This window comes from Acinetobacter venetianus RAG-1 = CIP 110063 (genome assembly GCF_000368585.1).
Classification (GTDB): domain Bacteria; phylum Pseudomonadota; class Gammaproteobacteria; order Pseudomonadales; family Moraxellaceae; genus Acinetobacter; species Acinetobacter venetianus.
The window spans coordinates 524,837-537,698 of the sequence record NZ_KB849558.1 but is presented as its reverse complement, the minus strand read 5'-3'; the positions used below and the strand labels follow the sequence as shown (position 1 = coordinate 537,698).

Here is a 12,862-nt window from a genome sequence, read left to right as displayed (position 1 = left end):
CGTTCCTGTCGTTCCTGTCGTTCCTGTCGTTCCTGTCGTTCCTGTCGTTCCTGTCGTTCCTGTCGTTCCTGTCGTTCCTGTCGTTCCTGTCGTTCCCAGTGTTGGTTTTACCTTTTTCTTAATAAATGCAAAATAGTCATTTTCATTTTTGAAATTTTTTATCCCACCTTTTTCAGCTTCCTTTGCTCTATAATTTTCAGCTTGATCTATAAGTTCTTGAATCCCAGGCTGCTTACTCAATGTGTCTAAGAAAAAAGCTTCATCGAATTGAAAATTAGACTTGTGGGTACTTATAGATTGTCCATCTAAGTGTATCTCACCATATACTCTAGAAGGCGCATGTTTATTAGGTGTTCCAACTAAATTAATCGGTCTGTAAGGTTGATGGGATGAACCTCGTATCAACCTTTTAAATCTAAATAACCTTAGTCCTGGATTACTTGTCTGACTAGCTGTTTTAAGTGCTAATAGAAATCCTGTTACGTTACGACCTTCAAATTCAAAATCAATTTCTTGAAACCATTTTTTCGAATCCCCGATTGAATAAGGCTTGGTTTTATGTAATACAGTAACAGGGTAATCAAGAACCTCCACTTCAGGTGTAAACCTTAACGTATCACCATTTAAACCAATCAGAGCGGTGCCATTGAATTTACATTTCAACTCTAAAACTTCTTCACGTTGAATAAAAATTTGATAAATTTCTTGTAGCTCTCTATATATCGTTTCGACACTACCAGCTGTAAATTCACGTCTTAATTCTTTTAAAGTGATGATTACCCCATCTTCATTATTTAGTTTTGGTTCTGATGTGACTTCAATCTCTGAAGAGTTATTACTAATTAATTCATCTAAATCAAAAGAAATAGTTAATGAATTTTCTTCCCCTTTAGGATAGCTCACTAACTCCCATTTTCTACCAAACCATAAAGAAGCAGCTTTCATACCAATACCGAATTCATTTAATGATTGAGTGTTAGGTCGATATGCTGGCTTAAAAGCACGTTGTATATCATCAGAAGATATACCAACTCCAAAATCCCGAATAGTAATATAAGAAATTTTATCTTTATTAAAAAAATTTAACTCTACTTTTAGCTTTGATGATTTTTTTAGAATATTTGCATTCTTTGCGGCTTGTAAAGCGTTATCAATATACTCACACAATGCTACCGTTGGATTATAAGGATATCCCTCCAATAAATTATAAAATTGCATATCTGGGGAAACTTCTACTTTCATATATTTTCCATTTTTTTAATGACTTAAACTAAATTATAGCTGATTAATTCAACAATTTTTGCATTTACTGCATTACCTAATGCTTTAAATGCAGCTTTTCTATCATTTGGCAATGCTTTGAGCTTATGTAAATATTGCAATTTTGCAGCCTCTTGCGTAGATACATATCTGTTCTGTGAAGGAATTACAGGGATCTGCGTTGGTGTCATTGCAATAAGAGAGGGTGCAATATTTGATTTCAAAATTCGAATTCCTGAGGCTCTAAATTGCACCAAGTGGTTAAAAATATTTGGATTATTTCTTAACCCTCTCCACTCCAAAATTTGCCAACTATTATTAGTAAAATGAAACCCAATTTTCCACTCTTCACAAGCCTTTGTATTTTCTTTATACAACCCACGTGAATAAATAATAGATTTTGTAATCCAAGACGCAACTCTAAAATTCTTTTTTGTATAACTAGGCATAAATGATAATACTTCATCCCAATTTTTACAATTTTTTAACTCTTTCCCATAAGCTCCTTTATATTTTTTTATTTCTTCTAAAGTCAAATTACTGAAATCTAATGGGTAATCTGCTCCAAACTCTGGAGCAACAATTGATACTCCAGTTATTTCTTCTAAATTAAGTACATCGAGTAATTCTTGCCACTTTTCAAGTAATTGTACTTTTTGCGGTTCAAGTTTTTTATGTTCAAAATTATCATTTAGTAATTTTTGAAAATCATTTTTCTTAGCATTCTTTAATTTTGGCCACTCAAAAGCTTTAACCAAATCATTTCTTTTTCCAACTATAAACACTCTTTTACGATTTTGAGGAATACCGATATCTGTAGGTGAAATAATTTTATACTCTAGTCTGTAATTCAAACTCTCAAAAGAATTTTTGAGATAATCCCAAAATGCTCCATCCTCAATAGTAATTACATTAGGAACATTTTCTAAAAAAATATATTTTGGTTGATGGTACTGTACAATTCTTAAAACATGATCAATTAACTTTCCTGAATCTGGACACTTTGCTCCCTTTTTTTTACCTGCTAAGGAAAATGGTTGACAAGGAAAGCCTGCGCATAAAATATCATGCTCTGGGATTTCATCTTCTTTGACGGTACGAATATCGTCATGAGGAACGATATCATGATTAATTTTATATAATTCCCTTAAGCTCTCATCAAGCTCACAAGAAAAAACACATTGATGTCCATGTTTTGACAAACCTACATGAAATCCACCTAATCCAGAAAATAAATCTATAAATTTCACGTTTCACCCATTTATGTTTGTTGTTAAAAGTTCACCCACCTCAGCTAAAATATTTATTAGCTTTTCCTCTAAATAAGGATGTTTTTGAGCAATCTTTTGTAAATTTTGGAATTCATTAACCATTGTTGACTTTGATAAAACTTTTCTACTTACATTCAAACCCAAATAGTCGCATAAATCCAAGACACGCTTATTAACAACTTTAAATTCATTATTTTTAACTCTAAGTAAAAAATCCTTATTTAAAGGTTTAATAGCCCCATCTCTTATTTCCATATTATTCAATGTATTATATTTATTACAAAAATCTCTTAGAGAGACTTTCTCCCTATCAAGATACTTTTTAACTTCTAGACTAACTTCATATGGAGTTAATTTACAAATCATATCTGCGAAATCTGAATAACTTTTAATCAATTGTCTTATAAAAATGAGACAAAAGCAATAAATAAATTATTGTTATTATTTAAAACTTTACTCTATCGATATTCTAATTTTAAGCATTCAAATGTGATTTAACTTTTTATAATCATTAATTCTCATCCTCATCACCAGCCTCAATCATTGCCAACTTACGGGCAAAAGCTGCTCTCTTATCTGTAGCCATTTTTTCTTTAGCAATTTTCATACGCTCTTCTGCATTGTTAATTACAGCAGATCGTTTTGCTTGGACCTCTGACTGATCTTTGAGTTCTTCCATTTCAAAGCCCCAGAATAGGGCCTCTGATTTGGCTATATTGGCAAGTGTGATACTTTGCTTAACATTCAAGTCCACGATTTGACTGATCAGACCCATTTTGAATTTAAGACCATTGATGATGTTAATAGCCTCTTTATCTTCAGGATCTAGATTACTTACATCTAGTTTTAAGACTTCATCTCGGATATGAATTACGCTTGTAATTGTATCGCCAGCCAATTCACCCAAATTCGCCAACCTATATCGGTTTTGCTTAATGATTTGAGCTGAAGTTAAGCGGTTAAAATCAGCCTTACTAAAATCATTTTCTGACTTCGATTTTTGACCCCAAACATTCGCAATATTTGACGGCTTTTTGACATCATTTTGACTACTTTCTTTTCCTTTACTTTCATCATCTTGCTTGTTTTCTTGACTAGTCTTTTTACTAGTCAATTTTTTTATTTCATTATTTAGTTCACGAGCAGACTTTTTGACTAGATTTTTAGTGCACTTTTTCCACTTTTCAGCGATTGCTTTACGACGTACAACAGAAGGAGAAGGCATATCACAGCCCAACTCCTCACCTACCTGGTCAACTAATTTCTGCCAAGTGATCTTAGGGGATGACTCATAAACTAATTTGAGTCGATCCCAGATTTCTTGTGAATAGGATTGAACAGCCATAATTATGTACTCAATGCATCACCAGAGAAGAAGTCAAACTGAGGTTCTGCTTTCTCCTCAGTAGGTAATGTTGTTTGAGTAAAACGTGTTTTACGTTGGCTTTTCAGGTCTTGAATTAGCTTTTCTTGAATATCTCCCTCATCGCGGTATGTAATATCTTCGATACCTTTAGCTAAATTGGTGAATTGAATTGCTCGATCTTTGTCACACTCCTTGATTGTTTGCATGAGATCAATCAATTCATTCTGAATTTTTTCCTGTTGATCACGATCTAAGCTGATTAACTTTTTGGCAACTGCCTTTGAACTTTCTAATAATCGTACCTGTAAAGCTGGTGGATAAGATGCAATATGCTTTGCACATAACAATGCCATTTGAGAAGTTACAGCATTTAAATTCTCTGCAAGTAAATCACCTAAACCATTAAAGAGAATCCCTGCTACTGATTCAGTCTCATTTAGCTCTGGATTGATCGTAAAACCTAATACCCAATCAACTGAACAATGGTATAGGCTGCACATCACTTGAAGTAGTTCAGCATCGGGTAAAGTTTTTCCGTTTTCCATTTCGGAAATACGGTTCTTTTGCTCAACGCCAAACAATTCAATAGCAACTTCATCTTGTCTTAACCCGGTACGCTCTCTCGCCAGTGCTAACTTTCGCCCGATCATTACGCGCTTTTCAAAATCTGTTCTTTTAGCCATTACGCAACTCTCCCAGCAAGCCAGTCAAAATTCACTTTTTTATCAAGCCAATTCGTTTCATTGATAAAAATGCAAGATAACCAGACGCAACCGTTTTCAATGGGTTCAGCAAATTCGATTTTTTCTTTAACAAAAATATTGTCATCTTTAAAAAGCAATTCTGTACCTTTCAAAGAGTCAATTAAGAGTTTCGGATAATTATCAATATCAAACCGCGGATAAGTGCTTGCGCTGTAACTACGAAGTTTTCGTGGTGGCTGAACCATCAAACGGATTTCACATTGTTGAGATATGGCTTTCCACTTGAGGGCTTTGAATATTGGTGCATAAATTTCAAAAACATTTTTTTTGAATTTTTTAGCTCCCATAGATAAGCTATTTCTTTGTTTGCCAGTACCTTCATCAATAGTAGCTCGCCAAATTTCATTTGCACTGATACCGTATGGCAATTTGACCGTTACGAAACCCTCACCAGTAATGATTAAGCCACCTGTACTTCCTTGATGAAGTTGATCTCCGTTTATGTCTTGTGTTGTGACAGAGCAAGGTAAAATCACTTTCTTATCTAACGCTCTCCTTACTCGTGCTTGTCGATTAGTTTTTGTTTCAACAAGCGGGTTCATCGTGAAGAATGATGTTTTGCCTTTAGACCATTGCCCCCATGCATTGCGATTTTTACTCATGATTGCCACCCGCTTTTACTAAATTAGTTTTTTCAGTCGCAGATGCTGGAATACTAAGTTTTTTGAGTAAAACCTTATTTTCTTCACGACATAGATGCAGCATTTTCCATAGTTCAAATGCCAATGAAATGGCTAACTTCTGGTAGCCATCAATTGCGTCGTAAATAAATACGTCATTGCCGTATTGTTGGATCAAAATTGAATATTGTTCTTGATTTCTCAACCACTGCTCAAACTCAAGTCTTAACTGCTTTATGTATTCTTGTGGTGTAAGTTCTACATATTTTTCAGGACACATAAATGGAGTGCCTTGTTCCAATTGTCCATAGACATAACCATTTTCGTGTCTATCAACTCTGGCAAATCCTTTGATTTGCTTTCCTGAGAACTCAGTTCTTGAGTCACTGATAAAATCTACATAGACTCTCGCGCCTTTTGTGAATTGCTTTGAGTTCGTTTCTGTTTGCTCTGTCTCTTGAAGATGCTTTTGAATCATGCTGTACCACCAATATGTTTAATAACGGTTTTCGGGACATTCAGACCATCACGCTCACAAGCTTCTAAATATTCGTTTGGTTGATCAAAAGGATCAGGCCATGGTTCCTGTACTGCTGGAACAATAGTTTTAGCTTTAAGCTCAAGTTTCTGTGGTTGTTTGATCTCTCTATTACGAATATTTAGCTTTTGCTTCAATGCGTTAAGACGCTCTAAAGCATCATCATTCGACACAGGAACATGATCTTTTTTGTTATGTTCCAATTGTTTTGGCGGGACATACATTTCTTGAGTTCGGCCTATAAGTTGAGCCTTCGCCACAAATGCATTGTAAGTATTAATAAATTGTTCCCGTGCTGGTTTCATATAACCATCAGTGATTAAGTGCTGTACTTCATCCAAAGCAACTTTCGTAATTTGAGTGATTTGAACACTTTTATCTGCTGTAAATCGACATGCACGCGCCCAAGCTTCATCTGCTGACATCCAAGTTTCACCTATGCACCAATCGCGGAAATCAGAGAACGAAGGCATGAACTTACCGCCCGATTTCAATAGTCTGTTTCGTGCCCGTTCAAACTGATCAACATTGACATCACAAAGGGATTCCATTGCTCTTGATTCAATAAACGACATCGGTACAGCCATTTCACCCGATGTTGGAAAATTTCTATTGAATTGCGAAGCATGTAACACACGTAAATCTAAAATGAGCTGACGAATTTCTTTGATCGTAATTTTATGCATGTCCGTACTCCAAATTAGCTATCTGCTTTTTTGATGGAGTCACGTCCACTATGACGTTTTCGCTTTGTTCTTCATCGAGAATGCGCTCAAAATAGCCCTTAGCTGGTTGATCAGTATTTACAGATTGATTTGCTTTAGTTTGTTTTTCACGACGTTTAATCACGTCTTGAATATTGTTTTGAATCCAAGTAAGCCATTTCACAAACCAAATACTAGGTGTGTTCTTTTCGTTCTTAGCTGAAAAGAAATCACAATAACCTTGAAGCAAAGTTTGAAAGTCAGTTGATGAAATTGATTCGTGTCTTGACTCTGCAAGATCAAAAAAATCCATTTGAAATTGTTGATAGTGATTAGCAAGTTCAAGTAGTGAGTACGATCCATTGTCATCGGGTTGATACGTCGAGAACTGAATCGGGACAAAGTTAACTTTTCCCTCGCCCGTGTTATTACAATTACTATCTTGGTTTTTGGTTAGTGGTTCTTGGTTAGTGGTTATTGGTTTAGGCTTTTTTTGGGTTTTGTTTGGGTTTTCTTGGTTAAGCGGTGGGTTTATTTCGCTTTCAGTTGGGTTTTCTTGGGTTTGTTCAATTGGTTGTTCACCCTGTTCAGATTCACCCGAAACATTTCCAGTTTTAGGTTTGTTTTTTGATCCTTTAGGACGACCACCTTGCTTTCCATTTTCTGACTGTTTAGCTAAATAAGCTTTATATGCGATTAAATCTTCTTGTATATGATTTTGAATGAAGAAGCCTTGCTCATTCTTAACGAAGAATTTTTTCAACACAAACTTAACTGCTGCAATTTCATCATCAGTTTCAGCCCATACCCAATCAATCGCTTCTTCTTCAGTTGGAAATGATTCACGGTCATAACAAGCATCTATAAGCAAGTTATAAACGCCATGCTGTAAAATATTAAGGCGACCTGCTTTACGATGGTAATCACCAATTTTCTTTTCGTAGTAATGCACTAGAACGCCTCCATAAATAAATCTTGTTGATCTGGCATTTTTGAACTAATGCCATCTTTTACAAACTGGCATCTTTTTTGAGCAATTTCGAAATACTCTGCTTCACGTTCAATGCCAATAAAGCTAAAACCTTCTAAAATGGCTGCTTTTCCTGTGCTACCAGACCCCATAAACGGATCAAGCACCACACCACCTTTAGGCGTTACTAATCTGCACAAATAGCGCATCAATTGAGTGGGTTTTACAGTTGGATGGAAATTTCCATTGCGCTTAGACCAATCAACATTTTCACAATCTCGCATTGTTGAGTTCATCTGTAGCATTGGATTATTAGAGCTTTCAGTTCCTTCGTTTCGATCTGTGCGATTCGCCTTGGCACAATAGAAAAATCTAGCAGCAGATTTATCGTTTTCAATTCGAGCAACATGATCTAGTGCTGGTCGCATACCTCCATAAATTCCATTTGGAGATTGGCGGCTAGAATCTTGTTTTCTCAAATCACCTTGTTGCCCAGCAGCTTGAGGAAAGTACGATCTAACCTCATCACTACCATCGTGAATTAGATTTGCTGGAAATCTACCTAATTGGTTTTGAACATATACAGTGTCGCGGGTAGCTTCATTATCAGAGTTATAAGCATTGCCTTTAATGTTGTTATTTTTAGTACTGGCAATTTCATCAGCCGTTTGAACACGGCATTCGTCTATATTTATTACACCTGTACCATATAACTCAACATTTTGAACGACTGTACCAATTATAGGTTTACGAGCGAATGTTATTGGCTCGAGCGCTGGTTTTAATGCTGTACCCCAGCCTTGCCATTCACCACTTAGATTATGAGACTTTGGAAAGCCTGAACCATAAATCCAAGCAATCATGTCTCTAATCTCAAAACCTGCATCTTCAATATTGCAAGCCATTCGATGCTGTGTACGTGTACCAGCAAACGCTAATAAATGCCCACCTGGTTTAAGAACGCGAATACATTCTTGCCATATTTCAATGTTTGGTACTTCACAATCCCATTTTTTACCCATGAACTTAAGTCCATAAGGCGGATCAGTAACAATGCTGTCTATTGAGTTATCTTCAATATTCTTGAGTTCAATTAGACAGTCATTGTTTAATAGTTTTAATAAATTCATCCGACCACCTTTACAAACGGATTGTTTGCTTGTGCTATAGCTGCCATTGGATAAGGTGAAACGCTGTTGCCACACATATGCACTTGATCAGTTTTTGTTAATGATTTGCCATCATGCCCATACTCGATAATGTACGAATCAGGAAAACCTTGCCCTTTGTATAACTCTCTTGGTTTAAGCATACGCATTCGAATATCGACAATTACCCAAGGCTCATCCTTGATCCAAACCGTGACTAGAGCTAAACGATCTTTTGTTGTGAGAGTGTCTATTGGTGCAGTGATGTCACGAGCATCACCATTCCCATAGAAATTGATTAAAAACGCTGCTACTTGCAAAGCACTTTCATAGTTTTCTTTACTTAAAGTCGCACTAACAATACTGTGCCGATTTTCGGTTGTAATTGTCCTTAGTGGGCTATCAAGTGAATCTGCTCTATGATCTGAATTTGTTTTGTCACCATAAAAAGCTTGAGTAAATACCGCTGAAACAAATTGCTGCTGACTACCTGTGTTTGTAATCGTTGATAACGGTTCGAAAAGATGTCGTCCATCTGTTTCATTAAATCCACCATTAGCTTGCATCATGTAGGCTGCAACTAAATTTCTACTTGAACCCGATGCCGTAATCGTTCCTAAAGGGTCCTGAATATTGTCACAACCATCACTCCATCGAGGATTATCTGTCGTACCCTCTCCATGCCCAGCATGAATAAGCAATGGAGCAACTAAACCATGATGACCACCTTTGACCTGTGCACAGATTGTCGATAATGGTTGTTCAATAGACCAATTACGTTGTTGCGAAGCATTAGCAAATTCTGTGAGAAATGGCGCAATAATTGGACTAACCAAGGCGCTATGACCACCAAATGCAGATGTTGTAGTCGCAAGAGGTTCAGTGATTGGATGCCCTGTTGAACTTCCAAAGTCACGACTGATAAATGGCAATGATGACTCAACCAAATAAGGCTTATCTGCTTCTAAAACAAATTTCTTAAGACCGCGAGCAATCCTTTTTAAAGTTGCCTCTGCCAATGGTTTTGGTCGATTGAAAATAGATTTCCCTAAGTCACTAAAATCTATAATTTCAGCAGCAGCACGCCATTTTTGCTTTTTCTTAGTAACCTTCGTAATTTTTGATTTCTTAATATGTGTTGGCTCAGGCCAAACGATTGGTTGTCCATCACATCGAGCAATGACAAATAATCGCTCACGGGTAGTTGGAGCACCAAAATCAGCGGCAACAAGCTTTTTCCACTCAACCACGTAACCCAATCGCTCAAGATGCCGAACAAATTGCTTCCACGTTTTACCGATTCTTTTAGGGTCAGGTACCAAGAATTGATTGTTTCGTGGTACATATTCACCAGGTTCTGCAACCCGATACTGTTTTTTCCCATTAATAATTATTTTATCTAAGGTCACAACGCGCCCTGTGGCTTTGTCTCTTTTTGCAATCAATGGCCCCCAATTAAGCATCTGCTTAACATTTTCCATTGAGATAATGTCTGGTTTTACCTTGCCAGCAAATTTAGGAATGACCCAACCTAAATCACGAATCTCTTTTTTCCGTGGTTGACCACCAGCAGCTTGGGAATGATGAGTACAATCTGGACTTGCATGAAACCAACCAACCGGGTACCCCTCACAGATTTCCACAGGATCTACTGCAAAAACATCCTGAACATAATGCTTAGCATGAGGATGATTTGCCTCATGCATTGATAAGGCTTTAGGATTGTGATTTACGGCTGCAAAGACGCTGCGATTTAAACCCATTTCTAAACCAGTGCTGGCACCACCGCCACCAGCAAAGAAATCTACAATGATTTTTTCAGAGAAATTTAAATCAAATTGAGTTTTAAAGGCAGTTGAGTACTCTACAAAACTAGTCATAGAGCACCTTCCCGTGCTTCATCAGCAACAACAACGAAAATATTCTCTCCATGGAAATTGATTAGGTTTGAAGCAAACAAAGATGATTCAATTTGGTCGCAAACGTGATCTTGCAATTGATTTTCAAAAGCTAAACGTACTTTCCAATCTTCTCGCCATACAACTGATTCTGGTGACTCGGCGCGTACTGCTTCTTGTTGCATTTCCAAAAGCAATGAAATTGCAGCTTTGTGATAATGAAATGGAGCTATGAGATTTTGATGGTTCAGTCTGTGCATTTTCATGATTTCGCACCTACCAAAACTTGTAGACGTTCATTATCGAATTTGCTTCGACAGTTTTTAGTTAAACGCAACCAAAGCAGATATGCACCATCAGCTTGATCATCAAAAGAATTTGCTTCTTTAACGTTATTATCAGCTTCTGCTATAGCTTTCTGATTGTTAAAAAATTCAATTTGATCAATCGTATTTTGAGTAAGGAGAGAATATGAAAAACAGACCTCATTTGATGAATCAAGATCATCAAGAACTAATGGCTGGTATGTTTCCAATACGGTTCTAAGTGCATCTAAACTAATGCTCGTTTCAACGGCTTTTGAAAACCCTGGTATCCGCAGCTCTTGGTGCGCCCAATCACCATCTACCCAAACATTAATTGATTTATTTCGAAAATCGATCTTTTCAAAATAACGATCATAGTGGGTTGAACCTTGCGGTGCTTGTTCAATGATATATTTGATGGCTTTAATGCCACCGAATATTTCTAAAAAGTAGCTATTACAAGCTTGTTGAAGATCAACAAGAGATAGTAAGTTTTCTCTAACTTTAGAATCGTAATAGTATTTTTTTTCAATTGAGTAAAAATCGAAAGAATCTGGATTATCTTGCAAAATGCTCAATGCATTTTTGATACCCCCCACAGAACTCAAAAGTTGTAGATGATTCTTAACGAAACTTTCTTTTTGAGATTCTGGAATGATGCAGTGATTACACTGTTCACCATTCTTCTTAAAATCAGTACATTTGTCTGCACAGCGATGATCTGTTAGAGTTATTGAGTTCATTTGTACCTCGAAAATAAATGAATAAAATTTTTAACCGCTTCTTGTTGGCGCAGGAGGCGGTTAGACCAAACCTTCATTGGTTAATTTTTCTATTACCCAAGCCTCTCCTTTTGTTGTGAACATCGGCTGTGAAAAACCGAGTTCAGTTTGTTTAACTTCTCCAAAGCCCTTATCAATAAACCACTGCTGAAATAAACGAGCTCGTTTAACGCCTTTGTGGTAAACATTAAAAATGTCTAATAGTTGGTTCATTTTTACGGCTGAAATTTTTATTTTTTGTGCTACCTGTGATGCATTCAGTAATGTAGAACGCTCAACTACCTTGTCGTAATACTCAACTTTTGGAGCTGCAAGTTCTAATTGACGTGCTTGATCAGCAGCAAGTTGTAATGCCTCAGAAAATGATTGAGGAATAGCTGGTTTTTTAAGTGCTTCTTCCAAAGCTGTCATTCGATCAAAAACAGCCGCTTGTAATTCATAGCTATATGACATAGCCATGAGACATGCCTCACGTTTCGGAAAACTAAAAATGCTGTAAGTTTGACCATTTTGAGGATGGATATAGGGTGTACGAAATTTTTCACCTACCCCTTCACCTAAGACTTTAGGTACTTTCACCATAAAATCAGCATGACGCAAAAGAGGCTCATTCTTTTCTTTACGGAATGCATTAATGAAACTGACAATCTCAATGGAGCTCATTGTTACCTGATTAGGACAATCTAAACTTTGCACCAAACTACTCATTTCTAGTCAACCTCACTCAATTACGTGATTTTTATTGTTTCCGTTCGATTAGATCGAATTGTTCTCTTTCAATCCCTGTCACCTCTGACATAAGCTCTGCATCATCTTCACAACGCTTCTTATCTAAAGTGACTAACCAACGTAAATATTGGCTGTTTGACCAGCCCCTCTCTAACGCCTGTCTAGCTACATGCTTGGAAAGTTCATCTGTTAAGTGTGTGGGTATACACACAGTTTTCTTGCTCATTTTTAAAAGCTCTAAGTACTTGCTCTTCCATTTGCTCACGTTTAATCCCTACAATCTTTTGATTAAGCAGATTTTTTCTGCTTAACAAGCATGGCATCAATAACATTCAATACTTGTTCAGGAATGCCATTTGATCGCCATTTACTAATTTGCCCCTTACTGCGCTTAAATCTTTCAGCAAGCTCTTTATCAGTTGTGACATTAAGCAATGCCTTTAGCTCATCCACAGTCATAGTTTACCCTAATAAACTTAAAGTTTATAAAAGTAAACCATAAGTTTA

16 protein-coding genes are annotated in these 12,862 nt (G+C 36.6%); all 16 read right to left on the bottom strand.

The features are described from left to right. The coding region (locus F959_RS08085) for an ATP-binding protein (protein ID WP_004878980.1) at positions 1-1,242 on the bottom strand (1,242 nt) is incomplete at its 3' end. 23 nt (positions 1,243-1,265) lie between these two features. Then, on the bottom strand, positions 1,266-2,510 hold the full coding sequence (locus F959_RS08080; RefSeq protein WP_004878978.1) for a DNA cytosine methyltransferase: 1,245 nt from the start codon (positions 2,508-2,510) through the stop codon (positions 1,266-1,268). Between the two features lie 3 nt (positions 2,511-2,513). Beyond that, the gene (locus tag F959_RS08075) at positions 2,514-2,897 is read right to left on the bottom strand and encodes a hypothetical protein (protein WP_004878977.1); all 384 of its coding nucleotides are present in this window, start codon (positions 2,895-2,897) and stop codon (positions 2,514-2,516) included. Between the two features lie 145 nt (positions 2,898-3,042). Continuing rightward, positions 3,043-3,876 (bottom strand): hypothetical protein, encoded by an 834-nt coding sequence (locus F959_RS08070; protein ID WP_004878976.1) that lies wholly within the window; start codon positions 3,874-3,876, stop codon positions 3,043-3,045. 2 nt (positions 3,877-3,878) lie between these two features. Next, positions 3,879-4,580 (bottom strand): helix-turn-helix domain-containing protein, encoded by a 702-nt coding sequence (locus tag F959_RS08065; RefSeq protein ID WP_004878975.1) that lies wholly within the window; start codon positions 4,578-4,580, stop codon positions 3,879-3,881. Then, complete coding sequence (locus tag F959_RS08060) at positions 4,580-5,263, bottom strand: RusA family crossover junction endodeoxyribonuclease (RefSeq protein ID WP_004878974.1); 684 nt, start codon at positions 5,261-5,263, stop codon at positions 4,580-4,582. The genes F959_RS08065 and F959_RS08060 overlap by 1 nt, the downstream gene beginning before the upstream one ends. Next, positions 5,256-5,759: a hypothetical protein gene (locus F959_RS08055; RefSeq protein WP_004878973.1), complete on the bottom strand. Its 504-nt coding sequence runs from the start codon at positions 5,757-5,759 to the stop codon at positions 5,256-5,258. The genes F959_RS08060 and F959_RS08055 overlap by 8 nt, the downstream gene beginning before the upstream one ends. After that, entirely contained in the window at positions 5,756-6,505 is a 750-nt protein-coding gene (locus F959_RS08050) for a hypothetical protein (protein WP_004878972.1), read from the bottom strand. The genes F959_RS08055 and F959_RS08050 overlap by 4 nt, the downstream gene beginning before the upstream one ends. Then, complete coding sequence (locus F959_RS08045; RefSeq protein WP_004878970.1) at positions 6,498-7,475, bottom strand: YdaU family protein; 978 nt, start codon at positions 7,473-7,475, stop codon at positions 6,498-6,500. The genes F959_RS08050 and F959_RS08045 overlap by 8 nt, the downstream gene beginning before the upstream one ends. Further along, the gene (locus F959_RS08040) at positions 7,475-8,623 is read right to left on the bottom strand and encodes a DNA-methyltransferase (protein WP_004878968.1); all 1,149 of its coding nucleotides are present in this window, start codon (positions 8,621-8,623) and stop codon (positions 7,475-7,477) included. Before F959_RS08040 ends, F959_RS08045 begins: the two co-directional genes overlap by 1 nt. After that, entirely contained in the window at positions 8,620-10,521 is a 1,902-nt protein-coding gene (locus F959_RS08035) for a DNA cytosine methyltransferase (protein ID WP_004878967.1), read from the bottom strand. The genes F959_RS08040 and F959_RS08035 overlap by 4 nt, the downstream gene beginning before the upstream one ends. Continuing rightward, entirely contained in the window at positions 10,518-10,805 is a 288-nt protein-coding gene (locus tag F959_RS08030; protein ID WP_004878966.1) for a hypothetical protein, read from the bottom strand. Before F959_RS08030 ends, F959_RS08035 begins: the two co-directional genes overlap by 4 nt. Next, positions 10,802-11,413, bottom strand: coding sequence for a hypothetical protein (locus tag F959_RS08025; protein WP_227499187.1), 612 nt, complete (start codon positions 11,411-11,413; stop codon positions 10,802-10,804). Before F959_RS08025 ends, F959_RS08030 begins: the two co-directional genes overlap by 4 nt. A 234-nt stretch (positions 11,414-11,647) precedes the next feature. After that, positions 11,648-12,334 carry a phage antirepressor KilAC domain-containing protein gene (locus F959_RS08020; RefSeq protein ID WP_004878964.1) on the bottom strand — a complete coding sequence of 229 codons (687 nt, stop codon included), beginning with the start codon at positions 12,332-12,334 and terminating at the stop codon, positions 11,648-11,650. A gap of 31 nt (positions 12,335-12,365) precedes the next feature. Beyond that, the gene (locus F959_RS08015) at positions 12,366-12,581 is read right to left on the bottom strand and encodes a hypothetical protein (RefSeq protein WP_004878963.1); all 216 of its coding nucleotides are present in this window, start codon (positions 12,579-12,581) and stop codon (positions 12,366-12,368) included. Positions 12,582-12,643: 62 nt separating this feature from the next. Beyond that, positions 12,644-12,814, bottom strand: coding sequence for a hypothetical protein (locus tag F959_RS16735; protein ID WP_004878962.1), 171 nt, complete (start codon positions 12,812-12,814; stop codon positions 12,644-12,646). Positions 12,815-12,862: the final 48 nt, after the last annotated feature.

Bases quoted from the DNA above. Each gene is read 5' to 3' on its own strand.
- F959_RS08060 (WP_004878974.1), bottom strand. From the start codon at position 5,263: ATGAGTAAAAATCGCAATGCATGGGGGCAATGGTCTAAAGGCAAAACA.
- F959_RS08030 (WP_004878966.1), bottom strand. From the start codon at position 10,805: ATGAAAATGCACAGACTGAACCATCAAAATCTCATAGCTCCATTTCAT.
- F959_RS08035 (WP_004878967.1), bottom strand. From the start codon at position 10,521: ATGACTAGTTTTGTAGAGTACTCAACTGCCTTTAAAACTCAATTTGAT.
- F959_RS08075 (WP_004878977.1), bottom strand. From the start codon at position 2,897: ATGATTTGTAAATTAACTCCATATGAAGTTAGTCTAGAAGTTAAAAAG.
- F959_RS08070 (WP_004878976.1), bottom strand. From the start codon at position 3,876: ATGGCTGTTCAATCCTATTCACAAGAAATCTGGGATCGACTCAAATTA.
- F959_RS08065 (WP_004878975.1), bottom strand. From the start codon at position 4,580: ATGGCTAAAAGAACAGATTTTGAAAAGCGCGTAATGATCGGGCGAAAG.
- F959_RS08050 (WP_004878972.1), bottom strand. From the start codon at position 6,505: ATGCATAAAATTACGATCAAAGAAATTCGTCAGCTCATTTTAGATTTA.
- F959_RS08055 (WP_004878973.1), bottom strand. From the start codon at position 5,759: ATGATTCAAAAGCATCTTCAAGAGACAGAGCAAACAGAAACGAACTCA.
- F959_RS08040 (WP_004878968.1), bottom strand. From the start codon at position 8,623: ATGAATTTATTAAAACTATTAAACAATGACTGTCTAATTGAACTCAAG.
- F959_RS08020 (WP_004878964.1), bottom strand. From the start codon at position 12,334: ATGAGTAGTTTGGTGCAAAGTTTAGATTGTCCTAATCAGGTAACAATG.
- F959_RS16735 (WP_004878962.1), bottom strand. From the start codon at position 12,814: ATGACTGTGGATGAGCTAAAGGCATTGCTTAATGTCACAACTGATAAA.
- F959_RS08015 (WP_004878963.1), bottom strand. From the start codon at position 12,581: ATGAGCAAGAAAACTGTGTGTATACCCACACACTTAACAGATGAACTT.